The organism is Cellulomonas sp. NEAU-ZC6 (assembly GCF_056844425.1).
Window position 1 is genome coordinate 1,617,535 of sequence record NZ_JBXFYH010000001.1, and the last position, 23,892, is coordinate 1,641,426.

The window sequence follows — 23,892 nt, forward strand, 5'->3', positions numbered from 1 at the left end:
GGCTAGCGTCGGACCCGCGGGCACGCCGTCCGCCCGGCCCGCGCCGGACCGCCGCACCCGCAGGAGACCCCCATGAGCCACGTCGTCGTCGTCGGGTCCGGGATCGTCGGGCTGGCCGTCGCCGCCCGCCTCGCCGCCCGCGGCGACGAGGTGACCGTGCTGGAGAAGGAGGACGGCCTGGCGCTGCACCAGACCGGCCGGAACTCCGGCGTCGTGCACTCCGGGCTCTACTACGCGCCCGGCAGCCTCAAGGCCACCATGGCCACGGCCGGCGCGCGGTCGATGGTCGCGTACGCGCGGGACAGGGGCGTCGCCGTGGACGTGTGCGGCAAGCTCGTCGTGGCCACCACCGAGGCCGAGGTGCCGGGGCTGGAGAAGCTGGCGGACCGCGCCGTCGCCAACGGCGTCCCCGCCCGCCGGCTCACGCCCGCCGAGGCCCGGGAGCACGAGCCGCACGTCCGCACCGTCGCCGCCCTGCGGGTGGAGAGCACCGGCATCGTGGACTACCCGGCCGTCTGCCGGGCGCTCGCCGCCGACGTCGAGGCCGCGGGCGGCCGGATCCTGTTCGGCGAGGAGGTGCTGGCCGCGCGCACCGTCCCCGACGCGCCCGGGGCACCCGGGCGGGTCGAGATCCGCACCACCCGGGCCGACCGCGAGGCCGACGCCCTGATCGTGTGCGCCGGGCTGCACGCCGACCGGGTCGCCCGCGCCTGCGGACTGGAGCCCGAGGCCCGGATCGTGCCGTTCCGCGGCGAGTACTTCGAGCTCACCCCCGAGGCCGGGGAGCTGGTCCGCGGGCTGATCTACCCGGTGCCGGACCCGCGGTTCCCGTTCCTCGGCGTGCACCTGACCCGCGGCGTCGAGGGGCACGTGCACGCCGGCCCGAACGCGGTGCTCGCACTGGCACGGGAGGGCTACACCTGGACCGACGTGTCCCCGCGGGACGTCGCCGACAGCCTGGCGTGGCCGGGGCTGTGGCGGCTGGCCGCCAAGAACCTCGTGCCCGGTGCGGCCGAGGTGGGCCGGTCGCTGTCGCGGCACGCGTTCGCACGCAGCCTGGCCCGCCTGGTCCCGGGGATCACCGCCGGCGACCTGGTGCCGGCACCCGCGGGGGTGCGGGCGCAGGCGCTGCGGCGCGACGGCGGGCTGGTGGACGACTTCCTGGTGCAGGCGTCGGGCCGGCAGGTGCACGTGCTGAACGCGCCGTCGCCCGCGGCCACCGCGTCGCTGGAGATCGCCCGGCACCTGGTCGGCGAGCTCGACGCGGCGCTGCCCGCGCGCACCGCCTGAGCCGCCGACGGGCGACCGCGGCCGGGCGGGGGCTCAGGAGGCGAGCGCCTCCGGGCGGACGGGCGCGTCGGGCCCCGGCGCGGGGGCCGGGACGCCCTGCTGCCGGAGGCCCTGCTGCGCGGTGCCCTGCTGTACGTTGCCCTGCTCCCCCGCACCGGCGGGAGCGGCAGCCCCGGGGCCGGCAGCCTCCGGGGCGGCGCCCGCGGCCGGCGGCACGACCGCGGGGGACCGGGACGGCGTCCCGCTCGGGTCCAGCAGCGTGGGGCGGACCTCGACCGGCTCGGGCACCTCGACCCGGCCGAACGCGTACCCCAGCCCCCAGCCGAGGTCCCAGCACCACCGCCCCAGGTCCCCGGCCGAGCGGACCCGGGCCAGGTCACCGGCCGTCGCGGCCACGCGGCGTGCAGCGCGGCCGGCGGCGGACCGGCGGCCGGCACCCGCGAGCCCGGCGCCGGTCAGCGCGGCGCCCGCGACGACGTCGCCCGCCACCGCGACCCCCGCCAGGCCGTCCGTCAGCGCCATCCCGAGCGCGGCGCCCGTGAGCGCCGCCCCGCTGAGCGCACCGCCGGGCCGGCGGGCGTCCTCGGCGGACGCGGTCCGCTCCGCGTCCCCGTGCGAAGGGCCCGCGGGGGCCTCGGCAACCCGGGCGGCTCGGGCCGCCGCAGCGGCGCGGACCGCCACCAGGTCGCGCAGCCGCTCGTCCTGCTCGCGGTACCGGAGCGCGAGCCAGCGCTCCCCGGTGCCGTAGTGGAACCCCTGCCGCGCCGTCGACCACAGGCTGCCGCGCAGCCGCACGTGCAGCACCACCTCCGGCACCCACGTGAGCGGCACGCCGGCCAGCTGCACCCGCCAGCACAGGTCGGCGTCCTCCAGGTAGAGGCAGCGCGGGTCGAACCCGCCGACCGCCCGGAACACGTCGGCCCGGATGCCCATGTTCCCCGCGCCCGCCGCGTGCAGGCCGGGCAGCCGGGCGGACTCCTGCAGTCCGTGCTGCTGCGGCAGCTCGCGGCTGCGGAGCACCGACGCGGAGTTCAGCCGGGTGCCGTCGAACCGCCCGGCCACGAACGCGTGCCGCTCGAGCGCGGCCCGCATCGCGGCCAGCCAGCCGTCGGCCACCACGTCGTCGGCGTCGCAGAACGCCACCAGCGGCGCGCGCGCCACCGACACGCCGACGTTGCGGGCCGCGCCCGCTCCCGGTGTCGCCGACGCGTCGACCACGCGGATCCGCAGCCGGCCGGCGTAGGACCGCGCGAGGGCGGGGGTGCCATCGGTGGACCCGTTGTCCGCGACGACGACCTCCCAGGCGAACGGCACCCGCTGCGCGGCGAGCGCGTCGAGCTGCTCGCCCAGGGTGTCCTCGGCGTCGTACGCGGCGATCACGACGCTCAGCTCCAGGCCGGTCGCCGGGCGGGCGACCGCGTCCCGCAGGCCGCTCATGACATCAGCTCCCGGATCACGGTCCGCACCCGCGGGTACCGGGCGAGCAGCCCGCCCACGGTGTCGAACGTCCAGCCCTCGTCGGCGAGGGGGTCGATGAGGGCGGCCGAGACGGCCGCCCGGTCGAAGCGCGGCAGCTCCTCGCCGGGGCCCAGGGCCTCGGGGTCGGCGCGGGTGTCGTGCAGCAGCAGGATCCCGCCGGGGTGCACGGAGCGGCGGGCGCGCGCCGTGACGGCCTCGGGCGCGTCGTCGTACCAGTCGGCGGCCCAGCCGGACCAGATCACCACGTCCAGGCCGAGCCGGCGCCAGCCGCGCAGCGACCCGGCGGTGTGCGCGCCGTACGGCGGCCGGAACAGCCGGACCGGGACGCCGGCGACCGCCTCGACCCGGCGGCGCGCGTCGGCGACGACCGCCACGGCGTCGCGGTCGGGCAGCGTGGACAGCCGGGTGTGGTCGGCCCCGTGCAGCGCGAGCTCGTGGCCCTCGGCGACGATCCGCCGGACCAGCCCGGGGTGCGCGACGGCGGCGTCGGCCAGGACGAAGAAGGTGGCACGGACCCCGCGGTCGGCCAGCAGGTCGAGCAGGCCCGGGGTGTGCGCCGGGTCGGGCCCGTCGTCGTAGGTCAGGGCGAGCACCGGGTCGGCGGTCTCGACGCACATCGTGCAGCTGAACGGGCGCAGCAGCGGGGCCGCCAGCCGCAGGCCGGCGCGACGGCGGACCGGACGCGGCGCGGGGGCCCCGAAGTCGCCGAGGTCGCGGCGCAGGACGTGCACCTCGCCGGGGCCACGACCGCGCGACGGCGCCGCCGGGGGGCCGGTCGGGGTCGCTGCCTGCTGGGCGGTCATGCGCTCCCCCTCGGGTGTCGTGGGGCCGCCGGCACCGACCCGCGATGAGCAGTGTGCCGCTCCCTGACCGGCGCCCATGTCCGTTTTGCCGGTTTTCACCCGATTGCTCGACAGGGAGGGCCACTCGGGGCAGGCGCTCCGGGTCCGACGGGTCCCGGCGCCGCCTCCCGGACCTGCGGGCCGGGCCCCCGGACGCCCGGCCGGACGCCCCCGACGTGGCGCGCCCGAGCCCGTCACCCGAACGGCCCAGCACTCACCCGCACCGGACGAGCGCACCACCCGTCCGGACGAACGACTGCGCCGCCCGGGTGGGCCCGCGAGCCCGACTCGTGCTCGTTCGGGCGGAATGTCCGGTTTTCACCCGTTCATACCTGTCTGGCCCGAAATGCCCCGACTAGCCTCGACCCAGAGCCGCCCGTCGCGGCGCACCCCACCCACCCCCTCACGAGGAGGAGCCATGACCGCTGGCGACCTGACGCCCGCCGACATCCCGGTGGTGATCCTGTGCGGCGGCATGGGGACGCGCCTCCGCGAGGCGAGCGAGAAGCTGCCCAAGCCCCTCGTCGACATCGGGGGCCGGCCGATCCTCTGGCACATCATGAAGACCTACGGCGAGCACGGCTTCCGCAAGTTCGTGCTGGCCCTCGGGTACAAGAGCGACCTGATCAAGCAGTACTTCCTCGACTACCGCCACCTCACCTCGGACTTCACGCTGCGCCTGGGCGCGCAGGGGCCCGAGGGCGAGCCGGTGTTCCACAACGCCGCCGGCGCCGAGGACTGGGAGATCACGTTCGTCGAGACCGGGCTGACCACCGCGACCGCCGCGCGCATCCGCCGCGTCGCCCAGCACCTCGACGCCGACCGGTTCGCGCTGACCTACGGCGACGGCATCGGCGACGTCGACATCACCGGCGCCCTGCAGCACCACGTCGAGCAGGGGCTGCTCGGCACGCTCACCGGCGTGCACCCGTCCAGCCGCTACGGCGAGATGCGGGTCGAGGGCGACACCGTCGTGGAGTTCAACGAGAAGCCCACCCTGGCCGACGGCTGGGTGAACGGCGGCTTCTTCGTCTTCGAGCGCGAGTTCGTCGACAAGTACCTCGACGACGACCCGGCGGTGATGCTCGAGAGCGCGCCGCTGCAGCAGCTGGCCCGGGACCGGCAGCTGTCGGTCTACGAGCACGAGGGCTTCTGGATGGGCATGGACACGTTCCGTGACTGGACGGAGCTGAACGGACTGTGGGACGCAGGTCGCGCCCCCTGGAAGATCTGGGAGGACTGAGCGCGTGCGCATCCTGGTCACCGGCACCGAGGGCTACCTCGGCAGCCTGCTCGCACCGACGCTGCTGGGCCGCGGCGACGAGGTCACCGGCCTCGACACCGGCTACTACAAGAACGGCTGGCTCTACAACGGCGTCCACGAGACCCCGCACACGCTCGTCAAGGACATCCGGCACGTCACGCCGGACGACCTGGCCGGGTACGACGCGGTGGTCCACATGGCCGAGCTGTCGAACGACCCCATCGGGGACCGGATCGGCGACGTCACCTACGACATCAACCACCACGGCTCCGTCGCCCTGGCCTCCGCGGCCAAGCGCGCCGGGGTGAGCCGGTTCGTCTACATGTCGTCCTGCTCCGTCTACGGCGTGGCCGACGGCACGGTGGACGAGACCAGCCCCACCGACCCGCAGACGGCGTACGCCCGGTGCAAGGCGCTGGTCGAGCGCGACGTCACCGCCCTGGCGGACGACGACTTCTCCCCCACGTTCCTGCGCAACGCGACGGCCTTCGGAGCCTCGCCGCGGCAGCGGTTCGACATCGTGCTGAACAACCTGGCCGGCCTGGCCTGGACGACGCACCGGATCGCGATGACGTCGGACGGCACGCCGTGGCGCCCGCTCGTGCACGGCCTGGACATCGCCAAGGCGATCCGCGCGGTGCTGGACGCCGACCGCGAGACGGTGCACGCCCAGGTGCTGAACGTCGGGGCGGACGCGAACAACTACACGGTGCGCGAGATCGCCGAGACCGTCGGCGCCGAGTTCCCGGGCTGCGAGGTGTCGTTCGGCGAACCGAGCGCCGACAACCGGTCCTACCGGGTGTCGTTCGCCAAGATCCGCGAGGTGCTGCCCGGCTTCGACACCGACTGGGACGCAGCCGCCGGCGCGGCCCAGCTGCACCGCGTGTTCGAGCAGATCCAGCTCGACACCGAGACCTTCACCGGGCGCGGGCACACCCGCCTCGCCCAGATCGAGCACCTGCTGAAGACCGGCCAGGTGGACCCGCAGCTCTTCTGGACGGTGGCCCCGTGAAGTACACCCCGACCGCCGTCGACGGCGTGCTGGTCGTCGACCTGGAGCTGCGCGGCGACGACCGCGGCTTCTTCGCCCGGACCTTCGACGTCGCCGAGTTCGAGGCGCACGGCCTGGACACGACGGTCGCCCAGTGCAACCTGTCGTACAACCACGCCGCCGGCACGCTGCGCGGCCTGCACCGCCAGGTGCCGCCGTACGCCGAGGGCAAGCTGGTCCGCTGCACCGCCGGCGCGATCGTCGACGTGGCCGTGGACGTCCGCCCGGACTCCCCGACCTACGGGCAGCACGTGATGGTCGAGCTGACCGCGGAGAACCGGCGCGCGCTGTTCATCCCGCCGTACGTGGCGCACGGCTACCAGACGCTGACGGACGGCGCCGAGGTGACCTACCAGGTCAGCGGCCCCTACGCGCCCGAGGGCGAGCAGGGCTTCCGGTACGACGACGCCGCGTTCGGCATCGCGTGGCCGCTGCCGGTCACGGTGATCTCCGGCAAGGACGCCGCGTGGCCGCTGGTCGAGGCCCCCGTGGGGGTGGCGGAGTGATCGTCGTCGACTCGCTGCTGAAGGCGCGCCAGGCCGACGGGAAGCCGATCCGGGTGGCCCTGGTCGGCGCCGGGTTCATGGGCCGCGGGCTGGTGAACCAGATCGTCAACTCGGTGCCCGGCATGGACGTCGTCGCGATCGTCGCCCGCCGCCCGGAGCAGGGCGTCCGCGCGTACACCGAGGCGGGCCTGACCGGCGTCGTCGAGGTGGACTCGCCCGCCGCGCTGGCCCGGGCCGCCGCGGCGGGGACCCCCGCCGTCACGGCCGACCACCTCGTGGCGATCGCGTCCGACGCCGTGGACGTGGTGGTCGACGTGACCGGCGCCGTGGAGTTCGGGGCGCACGTCGCGCTGGCCTGCTTCGAGCACGGCAAGCACCTGGTGCTGATGAACGCCGAGGTCGACGCCACGGTGGGCCCCGAGCTCGCGCGCCTGGCCGACAAGGCCGGCGTCGTCTACACCGGCTGCGACGGCGACCAGCCCGGGGTGCAGATGAACCTGCACCGGTTCGTCACCGGCCTGGGCCTCACGCCGCTGGTCGCGGGCAACATCAAGGGCCTGCAGGACGAGTACCGCACCCCGACGACCCAGAAGGCGTTCGCCGAGCGCTGGGGACAGGACCCGCACATGGTCACGTCGTTCGCCGACGGCACCAAGGTGTCGGTCGAGCAGGCGCTGGTCGCCAACGCCACCGGCATGTCCGTGCACCGCCGGGGGATGCTCGGCATGGACCACGACGGGCACGTCGACGAGCTGACCACGCGGTACGACGTGGACGAGCTGCGCGCGCTCGGCGGGGCCGTGGACTACGTGGTCGGGGCCCGCCCCGGGCCCGGCGTCTACGTGCTCGCCACGCACGACGACCCGAAGCAGCGGCACTACCTCGAGCTCTACAAGCTCGGCACCGGGCCGCTCTACTCGTTCTACCAGCCGTACCACCTGTGCCACTTCGAGGTGCCGACGACGATCGCCCGGGCCGCGCTGCTCGGGGACGCGACCATCCGGCCGCTCGGCGCGCCGTCGGTCGAGGTCGTCACCACGGCCAAGACCGACCTGGCGGCGGGCACCGTCCTGGACGCGCTGGGCGGGTACCACTACTACGGCCAGGCCGAGCGCGCCGACGTGACGCGCGACGAGCGCCTGCTCCCCGTCGGCGTCGCCGAGGGCTGCACGCTGGTCCGCGACGTCCCGAAGGACGCCACGCTGACCTACGGCGACGTGGTGCTCCCCGAGGGTCGCCTGGTGGACCAGCTCCGCGACGCCCAGTCCGCCCTGGCCTGACCCGCCCGCGGCGCAGCCACCGGCAGCCCCGCGCAACCCCAGCCGATTCTCGCCGGGCCAGCCGATCTCTCGGCTGGTCCGGCGAGGAACGGCCGGCGACCGGGGTGCCCGGCGGTGGGCGCGGGTCCGGGCGGAGCATCACCCGGATGCCCGCCGGTTCACCCGGGGACCCGGGACAAACCGGACAAATGCACTCATAGACTCTGTCGCAGGAACGGGCCTGAGGGGGACCCCCCGTCTCCCCCGCCCCGCTTGCTCACGGACGGGCCTGCCGTCCACACCGCGACGCAGCTCGCCTCGCCGCCGCTGCACGAAGGGCTACCGCCGATGACCGCAACGACCGACCCGGCCGCCCGCGCCGTCACGTTCTACCTGCCGCAGTTCCACCCGGTGCCGGAGAACGACGCGTGGTGGGGCCCCGGCTTCACCGAGTGGACCAACGCCGCCAAGGCCCGGCCGCTGTTCCGGGGGCACGTCCAGCCGCACATCCCGGCCGACCTCGGCTTCTACGACCTGCGGATGCCCGAGGCGCGCGAGGCGCAGAGCGACCTCGCCCAGCGGTACGGCGTCGAGGCGTTCGTGTACTGGCACTACTGGTTCGGCGGCGGCCGGCGCATCCTCGAGCGGCCGTTCACCGAGGTGCTGGCCTCCGGTGCGCCGTCGGTGAAGTTCTGCCTCGCCTGGGCCAACCAGACCTGGTCGGGCATCTGGCACGGCGCGAGCGACCGCGTCCTGATGGAGCAGACCTACCCGGGCCCCGAGGACGATCAGGCGCACTTCGACTCGCTGCTGCCGGCGTTCCGCGACGAGCGCTACCTGCGCGTCGACGACAAGCCGGTGTTCTACGTGTTCCGCCCGGAGGACCTGCCGAGCGCGCCGGAGTTCGTCGACCGCTGGCAGGCCATGGCCCGCGCGGCCGGCCTGCCCGGGCTGTACCTGGTCGCCGAGGTCTCCGACCTGCTCGGTCGCGGGCCCAAGTACACCGACGTCGACGGCGCCGGGTTCGACGCCGGCGTGTACATGCGGATCCCCGCGCGGCAGACCCGCGCCGACGTCCTGCGGATGCGGGTCGGCCGCAAGCTGGGCCGCCCCGAGGTCTACCCGCACGCGGCCGACTTCCAGCCCGCGCCCGCCGGCATCTCGGACCGCCTGCAGCCGTGCGTCTACCCCAGCTGGGACAACACGCCCCGGTCCGGCACCCGCGGGCTGGCGGTCACCGGGTCGTCGCCGGAGATCTTCGGCCGGCACGTGCGCCAGGCGGTCGCGACGCTGCAGGACCGCCCCGCGCAGGAGCGCCTGCTGTGGGTGAAGTCCTGGAACGAGTGGGCCGAGGGCAACTACCTGGAGCCGGACCTGCAGCACGGCCACGGCTGGCTCGAGGCGCTGCGCCAGGGCCTCACCGAGTCGATCACCCTGCGGACGGAACCGGCCCGGGTGCTCACCCCGGCGCACGACCTGCTGTCCGACGCGCCGTCCGACGGGGTCGCGCATGGCTGACCCGCTGCGGATCGCGATGCTGTCCTACTACCTGCCGTCGGGCAGCAAGATCGGCGTGGGCTTCCAGGCGCACGAGCTGGCCACCGAGCTGTCCCGGCGCGGCCACCACGTCGACATGTTCAGCGACTGCCCGCCGGTCGCCGGCGCCACCTACGGGCACCGGCACGTGAAGATGTCCGGCTCGCTGCGCACCTTCCGGTTCGCGAGCGCGCTGCGGCGCCAGGACTACTCCGGCTACGACGTGGTGCACGCGCACGGCGACGACTACTGGCTCTGGCGCCGGCGCGCGCCGCTGCAGCTGCGCACCGTGCACGGGTCCTGCTTCGAGGAGGCCCGGCACATCCGCGGCGCCAAGGAGAAGCTCCGGATGCTGCTGCTCGGGTTCACCGAGGTGCTGGCGTCCGTGGTCGCCGACCGGGTGGTCGTGGTGTCCCCCCAGACCCGCAGGTGGGTGCCGCGGTCGCACGACGTCATCCCCAACGGCGTCGACGCCACCCGGTTCACCCCGGGCGACGAGGCCGGCCGCGCCGACCACCCGGTGGTCCTGTTCGTCGGGACCTGGCACGGCCGCAAGCGCGGCGCCGACCTGGCCGCCGCGTTCCTGCGCGACGTCCGCCCGCAGGTGCCGGACGCCGAGCTGTGGATGGTGACCCGGGACGCCCCGGTCGACCCGGGGCCCGGCATCCGGGTGCTCGGCCGGCTGTCCGACGAGGACCTGGCCGACGCCTACCGCCGCGCGTGGGTGTTCTGCCTGCCGTCGTCCTACGAGGGCTTCGGCATCCCCTACGCCGAGGCGATGTCCAGCGGTCTGCCGGTGGTCGCGACGCCGAACGTCGGCGCCCGGTACGTCAGCGACGAGGGCCGCGCCGCGGTGCTCGCCGAGCTGGACGACCTCGGGACCGCGCTGGCCGACCTGCTGCGCGACGCCCCCCGGCGCGCCGCGCTGGCCGCCGCCGGCCTGGAGCGCTCCCGCACGTTCTCGCTCACCGCGGTCGCGGACGCCTACGAGCGCCTCTACCGCCGCCCGGCCCGCCGGCGCGCCCGCACGACCACCCCCGCCCCCGCCCGCACCGTCGAGCAGCACGGAGACCACACATGACCGACGTCGCCATCCGGGCCTCCGGGGTCGGCAAGTCCTACCGGATCGCCACCGCGGACGACGCCCCGTCGACCGCGGCCGAGGCGGTGCTGCAGCGCCTGCGGCACCCGCTGCAGCGCCCGCAGTTCGAGGAGTTCCGCGCGCTGGACGAGGTGTCCTTCGAGATCCCCCGCGGCGAGGCCGTGGGCATCCTCGGCCGCAACGGCGCCGGCAAGTCCACGCTGCTCAAGCTGCTGACCCGCGTCGCCGCGCCGTCCCGCGGCCGGATCGAGCTGGCCGGCCGCGTCGGCTCGCTGCTCGAGGTCGGCACCGGGTTCCACCCCGAGCTGACCGGCCGCGAGAACGTCTACCTCAACGGCACCCTGCTCGGGATGCGCAAGAGCGAAATCAAGGCGCGGTTCGACGAGATCGTCGCGTTCTCCGGCGTCGAGAAGTTCCTCGACACCCCGGTGAAGCGCTACTCGTCCGGCATGTACGTCCGGCTCGCGTTCGCGGTCGCGGCGCACCTGGACACCGAGATCCTCGCGGTCGACGAGGTGCTGGCGGTCGGCGACGCCGAGTTCCAGGCCAAGTGCATCGAGCGGATGCGCTCGGTCGCCGCCGACGGCCGCACCGTGCTGTACGTGTCGCACCAGGTGCAGACCGTGAAGTCGCTGTGCTCCTCGGCGATCTTCCTGGAGCACGGCAAGCTGGTCATGCACGGGACCGTCGACGACGCCATCGAGCTGTACCAGACCAGCCGGGACCGGGTGGCGATCAGCCAGACCGACATCGAGCGCCGGCCCGGCACGGGCGAGGTCCGGATCACCTCCGCGACCGTCACCAGCCCGCTGTACAAGACCACCGAGCCCAAGACGGTCGAGTTCCTGGTGTCCGCCAACCCGGACTACATCGGCAAGTACTTCGTGTCCTGCCACATCAACGACGCCCGCGGCACCACGGTGCTGCAGTGCGACTCCCGGGTCACCGGCCTGTGGCTGGACCCGGCGCAGGAGCAGAAGATCGCGCTCACCATCAAGGAGCCGTGGCTCAAGCCCGGCGAGTACACGGTCGACCTGTTCGTCTGCTCGTCCGGGGTGCTCGACTCGTTCGAGGGCGCCGGCCGGTTCGAGATCCACCCGGTGCTGCCGTACCCGCAGGCCGTCTCGGACGAGGGCCTCGACGCGGGCCTCGTCCTCGCCGACTTCGACTACGAGAGGCGCTGACCCGTGGCCACGCGCACGACTGTCATCAACCCGCCCGGCCGCCTGCCGCTGCCGGCGTGGCGCGAGATGTGGGAGGCCCGCGAGGTCTTCACCCGGTTCGGCATCCGCGACCTCAAGCTCCGCTACCGCCAGACCGCGCTCGGCGTGATCTGGGTGATCCTGCAGCCGCTGCTGAGCGCGGGCATCTTCTCGATCGTGTTCGGGCAGATCGCCAACCTGTCCAGCGACGGCGTGCCGTACTTCGTCTTCTCGTTCGCCGGCATGCTCGCCTGGACGCTGTTCAACGGCATCGTCAGCCGCGCGGCGCCCTCGCTGGTGAACAACCAGGCGCTGGTGTCCAAGGTGTTCTTCCCGCGGCTGCTGGTGCCGCTGTCGTCGGCGCTGTCGGTGCTGGTCGACTTCGCGGTCGCGTCCGTGCTGATGATCGTGCTGCTGGTGGTCTACGGGATCAACCCGGGCTGGGCGCTGCTCACGCTGCCGCTGTGGATCCTCGCGACGGTGCTGCTCGCGTCCGGCATCGGCATGGCCTGCTCCGCGCTGATGGTGAAGTTCCGCGACGTCGCCTACGTCGTGCCGTTCGCGCTGCAGACGCTGCTGTACGCCTCGCCGCTGGCCTACTCGCTGTCCGAGGTGGGCAGCGAGGTCCGCTGGCTGTTCGACATCAACCCGCTCACCTGGATCCTCGAGGGGTTCCGGTGGGCCCTGCTCGACCTCGCCCAGCCGGAGGCGTGGCAGATGGTGGCGACGGCGGGCGTCAGCGTCGTGGTGTTCGTCGGCGGCGCGCTGATCTTCTCGAAGATGGAACGCGGCTTCGCGGACGTGATCTGACATGAGCGCGCCGACGCCCGCCCCGCACCCCGCCAGCTCCGACCGGCCGGACGGCTCCGCCGTGCCCGACCGGCCCGACCGGCCCGACCGGCCCGCCAACCGCGGCCGCCGCGCCGTCGTCCTCGGCCTGGCCGCCGTGCTCGCGGCCTCCGGGAGCGTCGGCCTGTGGCAGCTCACCGCGGCCGACGACGACCCGGGCGCGGGAGCGGTCGCCGCCGTCCCCGCCGCGGGCAGCCCGGCGGCGCGGGTGTGCGGCGTCGCCGACCCCGACCGGTACGCAGCGCTGGCGGCGGACGCCCCGGTCGCGGAGGTCCAGGCCCTGGTCCCCGACGCCGGCACCGGGGTGCCCACGCAGCTGGCCGCCGTCGAGGGGCACGTCGCCGCGCTGCGGCAGGACGGCAGCACCACGACCGTCTCCCGCTGGACCGCGGACGGCCGCCCGGCCGAGCCGGTGACCGTCGAGGCCGACTCCGACCAGGCCGCGCCGAGCAGCTTCGCGCTGACCGCGGACGGCGGCGTGCTCACCACCGACGGCTCCGCCGGGGGCAGCACGGTCGTGCTCTGGGGGGCCGGCGGCGAGCCGTCGACGACCTGGGACCTCGGCGACCTCGACCGCGGGCGGGTCGCGGCGGTGCTCGGCTGGTCCGCGGGCCGGGACGACGTGCTCGCCTCGGTGGTCCTCAGCGGCTCCGGCCAGGTCGCGCTGCTGCGCGCCGACGGCACCGTGGACGGCGACGGCCCGGAGCTCGACCTGGGCGTCTACCCGCGGTTCTACCCGCAGGACGACGGCTCCCTGGTGGTGATGAGCGACGCCGACGAGCAGTCCTCGGCGATCACGATCACGCGGTACGACGCCGACGGCACCCCCGGCCTGAGCATCGAGGGCCCGCTGTCCGGCGCCTCCAACGGCCGCGCGTCGTCCCTGGACCACCCGACCGGGGTGGCGACGGCCGCGGACGGCGGCCTGCTGCTGGCCGGTCCGACCTGGCGCCTGGTCGAGGTCGGGCCCGACGGCGTCTGGCGGCGCGTGGCGCTGTCCGGCGAGGGCCAGCACTCCACGTTCCGGTTCGCGGACCTGACGCCGTTCGTGCGCCAGGGCGACGCCGTCTACTTCTTCTCCCCCCGCGAGGAGGGCGAGGGCCTGCAGCTGTCCCGCGTGCAGGACGCGGACCTGGACCTGCTGCTGGACGCCCCGATCACGTGGGACGTCAACCACGCGTCCACGCTCGACCTGCTCGGCTACGGAGCCGGCCTGGCCACCGACGCGGAGACCGACTACTTCGGTCCCGGCGACACCCCCGCGGTGCACGCCGAGTTCGCCCCGTGGTTCGGCGCCCTCGCCGAGGACTACGAGCTCCGGTACGAGGTGACCGGCGACCCCTGGCTCGACCCGCCGGTGGAGCCGGTGTCAGGCACCGTGGCGATCCCCGCGGACGGCGGCGAGGTGGCCCTCGAGCTGCCCGCCGCGCGCCCGGGTCCGTACGAGGTGCACGCCGAGCTGGTCGAGACGAGCACCGGCGAGGTCCGGACCGCGACCTGCCTGCGGTACGCCGTCGGCGCGCCCGGATCGACGTACGACCCGGCCGCGCTGGCCGACGGCGCCGACTGGGGCGGTGCGGGCCCGCTGCGCGGTGTCCAGCTCGCGGCGCAGCTCGGCGTGGGCAGCCACCGCGTGCAGCTCGACTTCGGCCGGCTGGTGCCGGACGTCGCCGCGACGCCCTCGGCCGCCGGGCTGGACCTGTCGGCCCTGCCGGGCGCGGTGGACGGCGACCCGTTCGCGGGCATCGCCGCCGCGGCCGCGCTGGCCGCCGACTCCGACGTGCAGCTGTACGTCCAGGTCGGGCAGGGCGGCGAGGCGGAGCACCAGGCCGTCGAGGACGGCACCTGGGGCGCCTGGGTCGGGGTGATCGCCACCGCGCTGCGCGCCGGCGCCCCGGACCTGCACCAGTGGGCCCCGTGGAACGAGCCCAACAACACCGGCTTCGGCGACGGCGGCGACTACGCCACCCGCGTCCTGGCCCCGTTCGCGACGGCCGTCCGCGCCGCCGACGCCGGGGCCGTCGTCATCGGCGGCAACGCGCTGAACGTGGTCGTGCCCTGGTACCAGCAGCTGGTGGACGCCGGCGGCTGCGCGTCGATGGACGTCGTGGGCATCCACCCCTACACCGGCTTCAACCGGTCGTGGGACGAGGAGGGCGCCGACGGCCCGCTCGGCCAGATCGCCGCGCTGGACGAGATGCTCGACGCGTGCGGCGCCGACCGGCCCGCCGTGTGGGACACCGAGTCCGGCTGGTGGTCGGACGGCCCCGCGAACCACTGGGCGCAGGCCTACGACGTCGGCCGCACCCTGGTCCGGATGTCCGAGCTGGGCGTCGACGAGTGGATGTACTTCTTCAGCGAGGGCGGCTGGGGCGAGGGCGGCTTCACCTGGTCGCTGGTGCAGGTCGGCTCGTTCGTGAAGCCGGGCGCGCTGGCCATGGCGACCGCCTCCGGCGTCCTGCACGGCCGCGACGACCCGACGGTGCTCGACACCGGCGACCCCGCCGTGCACGCCACGGCGTTCGGCCCGGCGACGGGCGGCGCCGCCTCCAGCGGCGTCGGCGCGGACGTGGCGGACCAGGCGCTCGTCGCCGTGTGGACCCAGGACCAGGTGACCGGCGCCACGGTGACCGTGACGCAGGACGCCACCGTCACGGTGACCGACCTGTACGGCGGCACCCGCGAGCTGCAGGTCGCCGCCGGCGAGCCCGCCGCGCTGGCCGTCACCGGCGCCCCGGTGTTCGTGACGGCCCCCGAGGACGCGGGGCTCGCGGTCGCCGCCGCGACCCCGCGGGGCGCGGACCTGCTGGCCGGCGGCACCGTCACCGCGAGCTCCAGCACCGAGGGCACCGACCCGGCGCTCCTGGTGACCGAGGCCGGCGCCGCGGGCAACCCGTGGCGCGCGGGGGCCCGGACGGCGGACGGCCCGGACGTCAGCCCGTGGGTCGAGGTCGAGCTGGCCGAGCCCGCCGAGCTGGACCGGGTCCGGGTGGAGAGCGCCGGCATCCGGTGCTGCACCTCCGGGCTGCGGGCCTACACGGTGAGCGTGCAGGACGCCGAGGGCGCGTGGCACGAGGTCGGCAGCCAGGACGGCCTGTTCCTGGCCCGCACGTCCGAGGTCGTCTTCGAGCCGGTGACGGCGACCGCGGTCCGCGTCCAGGCGCCGAGCACCGTGAGCCGCGGCGTCACGATCCCCGACGTCGTGTACTCCGGCCAGAACGGCGGGCTGCTGCCCGCGTGGGAGCCCGTCACGCCCGAGCCGACCTGGCCGCTGTCGCTGGTCCGGGTCTCCGCCCACGGACCGGCGGACGCGGGATGACGCCCGCCCGCCGCCGACCGACCACCACCCGCGACCCTCGGAGGGGACGACGATGACTGCCAGGGCCACCGTGGGCATGCCCGTCTACAACGGCGAGAAGTATCTGCCGGCCGCGCTCGACTCCGTGCGCGAGCAGGACGAGCCGGACATCGAGATCGTCATCTCGGACAACGGGTCCACCGACGCCACCCAGGAGATCTGCCGGGCCGCGGCCGCCGAGGACCCGCGGATCCGCTACCTGCGCCACGACGAGAACCGCGGCGGCCGGTGGAACTTCATGCAGGTGCTGGACCAGGCGCGGGCGCCGTACTTCACCTGGGCCGCGGCCGACGACGTGCGGCGGCCCGCGTTCGTCCGGCGCTGCCTGGAGACGTTCGCCGACTCCGACCCCGCGACCGTGCTCGTCTACCCGCGCACGCAGATCATCGACTCCGGCGGCGTCATCACCGAGGACCTGAACGACGCCGACCTCGCGTGCGACGAGCCCACCCCGCACGAGCGCATCGGGCACTTCCTGCGCGCCCAGGCGGCGCACCTGTTCTACGGGCTGCACCGCACCGAGACGCTGCGCAGCACCCGCGGCATCCGGCCGACCGTCGGCAACGACCTGGTGATCCTCGCCGAGCTCGCGTGCCGCGGCCCGTTCCAGCTGGTGCCCGAGCAGCTGTTCCTGCAGCGCCGGCACGCCGAGCAGTTCTCCGCGCAGGGGCAGGCGCAGATCCAGTGGCACGCGCCGTCGGCGTCCGTCCGGTTCGCGTTCCCGCACACCAAGGTCAGCGTCGAGCTGGTGCGGGGCGTGCTGTCCTCGGGGCTCCCGCCGGCCGAGGCGGCCCGCACGCTGGCCACCGTCCCGGCCGCGTGGACGCTGCCGCGGTGGCGCGGGCCCGCGGCCGACGTCTGGGCGGCGCTCGGGCTGCAGCCGCGGAGCCAGCGGTCGTGACCGGGCCCGCACCGCAGCCGCGGGTGCCGGAGGTGCACGTGCTGACGCCCGGCGACCACTTCTCCCCCCGCACCGGCTCGGCCATCCCGACGGTCGTCGACGGGCTGTGCGCGGCGCTGCCGCCCGGCACGACGCCGCGACCGCGGGTGGCCGTCGCGGACGGCACCTACCCGGACCGGTACCCCTCCGCGGACCCCGTCGGCTACCCGCTCGCCCCGGCGCGCGCCACCGACCGGTACGTCGACGCGCTCGCCGGCCGGCTGGGGCTGCCGCGACCGGGCGTGCGGCGCACGCTGCGACCCGCGCTCGCCGGCCAGGACGCGTGGACGCCGGGCGTCGTCCTGGCGCACAACGCCCCGCAGCTGGTGCCGCTGGTGCACGACCGGCACGCCGCCGTGCTGTACGCGCACAACCTGCTGCTGCGGACGTACTCGGCCCGGGAGGCCACCCGGGTGCTGGGGCGGGCCGCCGCGATCGTGTGCGTGAGCGGTGCGCTCGCCGAGCAGACCGCCGACCACCTGCCGGCGTCGCTGCGGGACCGGCTGCGGGTGGTCCCGAACGGCGTGGACACGAGCCGGTTCGCCCCGCGGGCCGACCCGGCGCGCGGGGACCGGCTGCGCGTCGTGTTCGTGGGCCGGATGATCCCGGACAAGGGCGCCGACGTGCTGCTGGAGGCCGTCGCCCGGCTCGGCCGGGACGACGTCGAGCTGACCCTGGTCGGCTCGCAGAACTTCGACGCCGGCGCGACGCCGTCGCCGTTCGAGCGCGACCTGCGCACCCGCGCCGCGGCCCTCGGCACGCGCGTGCGGCTGCTGCCGTTCACCCCGCGCGCCGAGGTGGCCGAGGTGTACCGGCAGGCCGACGTGGTGGTCGTGCCGTCGCGGTGGGCCGAGCCGTTCGCCCTCACGGTGATGGAGGGCATGGCCAGCGGCGTGCCGGTGGTCGCCTCGGCGGTCGGCGGCATCCCGGAGGTGATGGGTGACGCCAGCGTGCTGGTGCGCCCGGACGACCCGGACGAGCTGGCGGCGGCGCTCGAGGCCCTGGCCGACGACGAGCCGCTGCGGCGCCGGATCGGCGCGGCGTGCCGCGCCTGGGCCCTGGCGCACGACTGGGCCTGGTCGCGTGGCCGCCTCGACGCGGTGCTCGCCGAGGTGGCGGGCGTTTCACCCGCGCCAGTCGGGTGAACCTTTTGCACCAGTTGTCCGAATTGTGAGGGTTACCGGCACGATGATCCCCATGCGCGTCCTGCGGATCTCCCACAGCGCCGTCGTCACGGCGTGGCGGGGGCGGGAGACCGCCCTGCGCGCCCGCGGCCTCACCGTGCGGACGCTCAGCGCCCGCACGTGGGCGGAGGGCGGCCGGGACGTCGACCTGGAGCCGGAGCCGGGCGAGGACGTCGTGGGCGTGCGCACGATCGGCCGCCACCCGAACGTGTTCCTCTACGACCCGCGCCCGATCTGGCGCGCGCTCGGCGAGGACTGGGACGTGCTGGACCTGCACGAGGAGCCCGCCGCGCTCGCCACGGCCGAGATCCTCCTGCTCCGGGCGCTGCGCCGGGTGCGCACCCCGTACGTGCTGTACTCCGCGCAGAACCTCGCCAAGCGCTACCCGCCGCCGTTCCGGTGGTGGGAGCGCCGTGCCCTGCGGGGCGCCGGCGCGGTCAGCGTGTGCAACGCCGAGGCCGGCGACGTGCTCCGCGGCAAGGGCCTCACCGCCCCCGCGCACGTCATCGGGCTCGGCGTCCCCTCCCCTGCCGCCGTGGTCGAGGACCGGGCCGGGCGGGCAGGGCCGGGCGCTCAGGACGCGGGCGCCCCCACGGACGCCGGCGTAGTCGGTGCGGCTGCCCCCGCACGCACCGGCTACGTCGGCCGCCTGCTGCACCCGCACAAGGGTCTGGACGTGCTGCTCGACGCGGCCGAGGCCGACCCGCGGCTGCACGTGGCGATCGCCGGCGCCGGCCCCTACGAGGGCGAGCTGCGCCGCCGCGCGGCCACCCCCGCGCTCGCCGGCCGCGTCACGTTCCACGGCCACCTGGCCGGCGACGGGCTGACCGCGTTCTACCGCTCGCTCGACGTGCTGGCGGTGCCGTCCGTCGCCGCCCCGGGCTGGCTCGAGCAGTTCGGCCGGGTCGCCGTCGAGGCGATGGCCGCGGGCGTGCCGGTGGTCGCCTCCGACTCCGGCGCCCTGCGCGACGTCGTCGGCGGCGCGGGCGTCCTGGTCCCGCCCGGCGACGCGCCGGCCCTCGCGGCCGCGCTGACGGCGGTCGCGCTGGACCCGGAGCACGCGGCGCGGCTGCGGGCCGCGGGGCTGGCGCGCGCCGCCGAGTACACCTGGCCGGCGATCGCCGAGCGCTACGAGGCGATGTACCGCGAGGTCGCCGGCGCGGGCGCCCCGCCGGTCCCGGCCGCCGGCGACCCGGGCGACCCGCAGGTGGTCGTCGTGGCGTACGGGGCCGCCGCGCTGCTCGAGCGCGCGCTGGCACCGCTCGGCCGCGAGCTGGACGTGACCGTGGTGGACAACTCCGGCGACGCCGAGGTGCGCCGGGTCGCCCTCGCCGCCGGCGCCCGCTACCTGGACCCGGGCGCCAACCTCGGGTTCGGTGCCGCGGTGAACCTCGGCGTCGAGGCGGCGCACCGTGCACGGCCCGGCGCCGCCCGCGCCGACGTCCTGCTGCTGAACCCGGACGCCCGCGTGGACCTGGACACGGTCCGGGCGCTGCACGCGCGGCTGCGCGCCGAGCCGGACGTCGCCGCCGTGGGCCCGGCCCAGGTCGACGACGCCGGGGTCCCCGCGCGGGTCCGCTGGCCGTTCCCCACGCCCGCCGGGGCCTGGCGGCAGGCCGCGGGCCTCGGCGTGCCGGAGCCGGACCACGCCGCCGCCGGCTTCGTGATCGGCTCGGTGCTGCTGCTCCGCGCCGAGGCCCTGGCCCGGGTCGGCGGGTTCGACGAGGCGTACTTCCTCTACTCGGAGGAGACGGACTGGCAGCGCCGCGCGCACGACGCGGGCTGGCGGTCGGTGGTCGTCGAGGACGTGCTCGCGCAGCACGTCGGCGGCGGCACCAGCGCGGACCCGACGCGCCGCGAGACGCACTTCCACGCCTCGCAGGAGCGGTACTTCCGGCGGCACCACGGTGCCGCCGGCTGGGCCTCGGTCCGCGCGGCGGTCGCGCTCGGCGCCGTGCCGCGGGCGGTCCTGCCCGGCGAGCGCGGCGCGTCCGCCCGGCTGCGGCTGCGGCTGTACCTGCGCGGCCCGCTGCGCGCCGAGGCGGCGCTGGGCGACCCGCGCGCGCCCCGCCCGCACCGGACGCCGGACCCCGCCCCCGACCCCGTGCGCGCCACCTCGCCCGACCCGACCCAGCGGGAGGCCGCGGCATGACGACCACCACCACCCCCGACGTCGCCGCACCGGACGTCACCACCCCCGCGGCCCTCGCCCCGGGGGTGCAGCCGCACCGCGCGACCCTCACCGCCGGCGTGCTCGAGCGCGTCCCCGGCGCCTCGCCCCGGCGGCGGGTGCTGCTCGCCGGCGGGCTCGTGGCGCTGGGCGTCGTGCTCGCGCTGCTCACGTCGGTCGAGCCGTGGCTCACCCTCGGCGTCGGCGTGGCCGTGCTCGTCGTCGGGCTGTCCCTGCGCGAACCGCTGGCGCTGCCGATCCTCGGGATGCCCGCGCTGCTCCTGGTCAACCGCGTGGGCGGCGCGCTGTCGGTCTCCGACTTCGTGCTGTTCATCGGGTTCTGGCCCGCCCTGCTGTTCTGCCGCCGCCCGCTGACCCGGCCGATGCGCGGGGTGCTGTGGGCCTCGGCGTTCTACCAGGCGACCGTGCTGTTCACCGTCATCGCCAACCCGTACGTCGCCAACGCGGTCGAGTGGTTCCACTCCTGGCTGCTGGTCGGCGGCGCGCTGCTGGTCGGCTGGGCCATCGGCGCCGCCGGGTACGCGCGGCTCGCGCTGGGCCTGTACGTCGGCGGCGCGGTCGTGGTGGCACTGGCGGCGCTCGCGCAGTTCGCGGTCAACGTCAGCGGGGGCGACCTCAGCGCGGTGTACCTGAACGAGCCGCTGATGATGCACAAGAACTACATCGGCTGCGTGCTCGCGTTCGCGGCGATGATCGTCTACGCCCGGCCGCGGTGGCTGCGGTGGAACGACCTGGTGTGCCTGGGCCTGTTCGGGCTGTTCCTCGCGGGCACGCTGGTCGCCCAGTCCCGGCAGGCGCTGATCGGCCTCGCGCTGGCCATCGCCGTGGTCGCCCTGCGCCCGGACCCGCACCGGCACCGCTCCAAGGTGGTGCTGCTGGCCGTGGCCGGGGCCGCGCTGGTGATCGGCTCCCTGGTCCAGGACCAGCTGGAGTCCGGCGACCAGTACAACTCCGCGTACCAGCGGCTGACCTGGTTCCGGCAGTCCCTGCTGATCTGGCAGGAGTACCCCTGGTTCGGCGCCGGCCTGCGCTGGTGGTACACGGACCGGTTCAGCGAGAGCTTCCAGCCGCCCAACGCCGAGTTCGAGATGCTGTCCTCCGGCGGGCTGATCGGCCTGCTCGGGTTCCTGGTGATGTTCGCGGCGATCCTCGTCATCCTCTGGCGGGTCGACCCGCGGTACGGCACCCTCGCGTTCGTCATGGTCATGATGCGGTTCGTGCAGGGGCAGTTCGACCTGTTCTGGGTGGCCGCGCAGGTGTCCATCCCGTTCGTGATCGCCGGGATCTGCCTCGGGGCGCAGGCGCACCACCTGCGGTCGGGCGCCGGCGACGACGGGCTGCCGGCCGCGGCCGTCGCGGCACCCCGCGGAGCAGCGCGCCGGCCGGGACCCGCCGACGGCCCCGCCGGGCGCCGTGCCCGGCACCTGCTGCCCAGCCGGCCGCGCCGCCGCCGCGTCCCCCAGTCCGTCGGCCACCGGGAGCACTCGTGACCACCGACGTCGTGCACGTGGTGTGCACGGACGCCTTCGCCGGCGTCGAGCGCTACGTGACCACGCTGGCCCGCACCCAGGACGCCCGTGGGCTGCGGGTGCAGGTGCTCGGCGGCAGCGCCGCGCGGATGCCGGCCGAGCTCGCCGGGTCCGGGGTGCGCTGGGCGCCCGCGGCCACGCCGCTGCGCGCCGCCCGGGCGCTGCGAGGGCTGGACACCCGGCTGGTGCACGCGCACATGACCGCGGCCGAGCTGGCCGCCGCGGTCGCCGCGCGGGCCCCCGTCGTGGCCACCCGGCACTTCGCCGCCACCCGCGGGTCCTCCGGCCTCGGCCGCGCCGTCGGCCGGTTCGTCGGGCCCCGGATCGCCGCGCAGGTGGCCATCAGCGCCTTCGTCGCCGACCGCGTCGAGGGACCCTCGACCGTCGTGCACCCGGGTGTGCCGAGCATCGCGCGCGACCCGGACGCCGGCGCGCGCCGGCCCGTGGTGCTGATGGCCCAGCGCCTGGAGGCGGAGAAGCGCACCGACGTCGGGCTGCGCGTCTGGGCCGCCTCCGGCCTGGGCGACGCCGGCTGGGAGCTGCTGGTCGCCGGGACCGGCGCGCTGCGCCCCGGGCTCGACGAGCTGGCCGTCGACCTCGGCGTCGCGGGTTCCGTGCGGTTCCTCGGCGCCCGGTCCGACGTGGACGCGCTGCTGGCGTCGGCGTCGGTGTTCCTCGCCCCGCGCGGCGACGAGCCCTACGGGCTGTCCGTCGTCGAGGCGATGGCGCACGGCACGCCGGTCGTGGCCGGCCGCGGCGGCGGGCACTCGGAGACCGTCGGTGCCGCGGACGGCGCGGTCCTGGTCCCGGAGGAGGACGTCGCCGCCGCCGGCGCCGCCCTGGCCCGGCTCGCGCACGACCCCGAGCGCCGGGCCGCCTACGGCGAGGAGCTGCGCGCCCTGCAGCAGCGCCGGTTCGGGCTCGAGACGCACGCCGACGGCATCGCGGCGGTGTACGCCTCCGTGCTGGGCGCCCCGCTGACCCCGGACCCGACCCGGTGACCGCCGCCTCCGCCGCGCCGGGCGTGGCCGCCGGCCCCGCGCGCGACACCGGGCGCGACCTCGTCGTGCTGTCCCTGGAGCCGTGGGACGAGGTGTGGCGCCGCAACCAGCACCTGGTGGCCGGGCTGCTCGCCGCCGACCCGGACCTGCGCGTGCTGTTCGTCGAGCCGCCCGTGGACCACCTGCACGACCTGCGGCGTGGCGCGTCCCCGACGATCGGCCGCCGGCTGCGGCGGCTCGGCCCGGACGACGGCGCCCCCGAGGGCCGCGCCTGGGCGTACCGGCCGACCAAGTGGCTGCCGCGGCGGCTCGACGCCGGGGGCGACGACCGACGCGCCCGTGCCGTCGGTCGCGTGGCCCGCCGGCTCGGCATGGCGGACCCGCTGCTCTGGGTCAACGACCCGGACGGCGCCGCCGTGCTGCGCGCCACCGGCTGGCGCGCGCTCTACGACGTCACGGACGACTGGCTGCGCGCCGTGCGGGAGCCCGCCGAGCTGGACCGGGTCCGCGCGGCCGAGCAGGTGCTGGTGGCCGGGTGCGCCGAGGTGGTCGTCTGCTCCCCCGCGCTGGTGCGCGCCAAGGGCGCGACGCGTCCGGTCACGCTGCTGACCAACGCCGTGGACGTCGACGGCTACCGCACCCCGGTGGCGCGGCCGGCGGACCTGCCCGACGGCGACTACGCCCTGTACGTCGGGACGCTGCACCCGGACCGGCTGGACGTCGAGGCCTGCCTGCGCCTGGCGACCCACCTGCGCGCGACCGGCGCGCGCCTGGTGCTGGTCGGGCCGCCGCTGCTCGACGCGCTCGACCTCACGCGGCTGGAGGCGGCCGGCGCGCTGGTGCTCGGCGCCCGCCCGGCGGCTCTGGTGCCGGGGTACCTGCAGCACGCCGGCGTGCTCGTGGTGCCGCACGTGGTCGACGGGTTCACCGACTCGCTCGACCCGATCAAGCTCTACGAGTACCTCGCCGTGGGCCGCCCGGTCGTCGCGACCCCGGTGGCGGGCTTCCGCGACCAGCCCGCCGACCGCGTCACCACCGCGTCCCCGCAGAACCTCGCGGACGCCGTGGTCCGGGTGCTGGCGGAGCACCGCCCCGCGGGCCTCGGCCCGGCCCCCGCCGACGTCCCGCGCTGGAGCGACCGCGTCCGCGAGATGCAGCAGGTCCTGGACCGCGTCCGCCGCTCCCGCTGACCCCTGCCCGAGCTGCGCCCGATCCCGTCCGGAAGTCCGCCGAGCGGGCAGTAGACGTCCCCTCAGCGACGCGGGAGGGGACGTCGAGTGCCCGCTCGGCGGCGGGTCGGTGGGCGCGG

At 75.9% G+C, this 23,892-nt stretch carries 18 protein-coding genes; 16 read left to right on the top strand and 2 right to left on the bottom strand.

The features are described from left to right. The first annotated feature begins 72 nt into the window (after positions 1–72). Positions 73–1,290, top strand: coding sequence for an L-2-hydroxyglutarate oxidase (gene lhgO / locus AC1050_RS07430; RefSeq protein ID WP_482386711.1), 1,218 nt, complete (start codon positions 73–75; stop codon positions 1,288–1,290). 33 nt (positions 1,291–1,323) lie between these two features. Here the strand turns inward: lhgO and AC1050_RS07435 are convergent, their stop codons facing one another. Continuing rightward, the gene (locus tag AC1050_RS07435) at positions 1,324–2,727 is read right to left on the bottom strand and encodes a glycosyltransferase family 2 protein (protein WP_482386712.1); all 1,404 of its coding nucleotides are present in this window, start codon (positions 2,725–2,727) and stop codon (positions 1,324–1,326) included. Further along, positions 2,724–3,572: a polysaccharide deacetylase family protein gene (locus AC1050_RS07440; RefSeq protein WP_482386713.1), complete on the bottom strand. Its 849-nt coding sequence runs from the start codon at positions 3,570–3,572 to the stop codon at positions 2,724–2,726. Before AC1050_RS07440 ends, AC1050_RS07435 begins: the two co-directional genes overlap by 4 nt. 457 nt (positions 3,573–4,029) lie before the next feature. On the opposite strand from AC1050_RS07440, the gene AC1050_RS07445 reads away from it, so the two are divergent. From AC1050_RS07445 to AC1050_RS07515, 15 genes are all read left to right on the top strand, one after another. Beyond that, the gene (locus tag AC1050_RS07445) at positions 4,030–4,854 is read left to right on the top strand and encodes a glucose-1-phosphate cytidylyltransferase (RefSeq protein WP_482386714.1); all 825 of its coding nucleotides are present in this window, start codon (positions 4,030–4,032) and stop codon (positions 4,852–4,854) included. A 4-nt stretch (positions 4,855–4,858) separates the two neighbouring features. Next, positions 4,859–5,887 carry an NAD-dependent epimerase/dehydratase family protein gene (locus AC1050_RS07450; RefSeq protein WP_482386715.1) on the top strand — a complete coding sequence of 343 codons (1,029 nt, stop codon included), beginning with the start codon at positions 4,859–4,861 and terminating at the stop codon, positions 5,885–5,887. Then, entirely contained in the window at positions 5,884–6,432 is a 549-nt protein-coding gene (gene rfbC / locus AC1050_RS07455; RefSeq protein WP_482386716.1) for a dTDP-4-dehydrorhamnose 3,5-epimerase, read from the top strand. Before AC1050_RS07450 ends, rfbC begins: the two co-directional genes overlap by 4 nt. Then, positions 6,429–7,712, top strand: a complete 1,284-nt coding sequence (locus AC1050_RS07460; RefSeq protein ID WP_482386717.1) for an NAD(P)H-dependent oxidoreductase — start codon at positions 6,429–6,431, stop codon at positions 7,710–7,712. The genes rfbC and AC1050_RS07460 overlap by 4 nt, the downstream gene beginning before the upstream one ends. 327 nt (positions 7,713–8,039) lie before the next feature. After that, a complete protein-coding gene (locus tag AC1050_RS07465; RefSeq protein ID WP_482386718.1) occupies positions 8,040–9,209 on the top strand; it encodes a glycosyltransferase WbsX family protein in 1,170 nt (389 codons plus the stop codon). After that, a complete protein-coding gene (locus tag AC1050_RS07470; RefSeq protein ID WP_482386719.1) occupies positions 9,202–10,308 on the top strand; it encodes a glycosyltransferase family 4 protein in 1,107 nt (368 codons plus the stop codon). The genes AC1050_RS07465 and AC1050_RS07470 overlap by 8 nt, the downstream gene beginning before the upstream one ends. Continuing rightward, complete coding sequence (locus AC1050_RS07475) at positions 10,305–11,513, top strand: ABC transporter ATP-binding protein (RefSeq protein ID WP_482386720.1); 1,209 nt, start codon at positions 10,305–10,307, stop codon at positions 11,511–11,513. Before AC1050_RS07470 ends, AC1050_RS07475 begins: the two co-directional genes overlap by 4 nt. A gap of 3 nt (positions 11,514–11,516) precedes the next feature. Further along, the gene (locus AC1050_RS07480) at positions 11,517–12,341 is read left to right on the top strand and encodes an ABC transporter permease (protein ID WP_482386721.1); all 825 of its coding nucleotides are present in this window, start codon (positions 11,517–11,519) and stop codon (positions 12,339–12,341) included. A 1-nt stretch (position 12,342) separates the two neighbouring features. Further along, positions 12,343–15,699 (top strand): discoidin domain-containing protein, encoded by a 3,357-nt coding sequence (locus tag AC1050_RS07485; protein WP_482386722.1) that lies wholly within the window; start codon positions 12,343–12,345, stop codon positions 15,697–15,699. 52 nt (positions 15,700–15,751) lie between these two features. Then, a complete protein-coding gene (locus AC1050_RS07490; RefSeq protein WP_482386723.1) occupies positions 15,752–16,639 on the top strand; it encodes a glycosyltransferase family 2 protein in 888 nt (295 codons plus the stop codon). After that, the gene (locus AC1050_RS07495) at positions 16,636–17,823 is read left to right on the top strand and encodes a glycosyltransferase family 4 protein (RefSeq protein ID WP_482386724.1); all 1,188 of its coding nucleotides are present in this window, start codon (positions 16,636–16,638) and stop codon (positions 17,821–17,823) included. The genes AC1050_RS07490 and AC1050_RS07495 overlap by 4 nt, the downstream gene beginning before the upstream one ends. Positions 17,824–17,875: 52 nt before the next feature. Continuing rightward, entirely contained in the window at positions 17,876–20,014 is a 2,139-nt protein-coding gene (locus AC1050_RS07500) for a glycosyltransferase (protein WP_482386725.1), read from the top strand. Next, positions 20,011–21,543 carry an O-antigen ligase family protein gene (locus tag AC1050_RS07505; RefSeq protein ID WP_482386726.1) on the top strand — a complete coding sequence of 511 codons (1,533 nt, stop codon included), beginning with the start codon at positions 20,011–20,013 and terminating at the stop codon, positions 21,541–21,543. Before AC1050_RS07500 ends, AC1050_RS07505 begins: the two co-directional genes overlap by 4 nt. Next, the gene (locus AC1050_RS07510; protein ID WP_482386727.1) at positions 21,540–22,583 is read left to right on the top strand and encodes a glycosyltransferase family 4 protein; all 1,044 of its coding nucleotides are present in this window, start codon (positions 21,540–21,542) and stop codon (positions 22,581–22,583) included. Before AC1050_RS07505 ends, AC1050_RS07510 begins: the two co-directional genes overlap by 4 nt. Then, positions 22,580–23,773, top strand: coding sequence for a glycosyltransferase (locus AC1050_RS07515; protein WP_482386728.1), 1,194 nt, complete (start codon positions 22,580–22,582; stop codon positions 23,771–23,773). The genes AC1050_RS07510 and AC1050_RS07515 overlap by 4 nt, the downstream gene beginning before the upstream one ends. Positions 23,774–23,892: the final 119 nt, after the last annotated feature.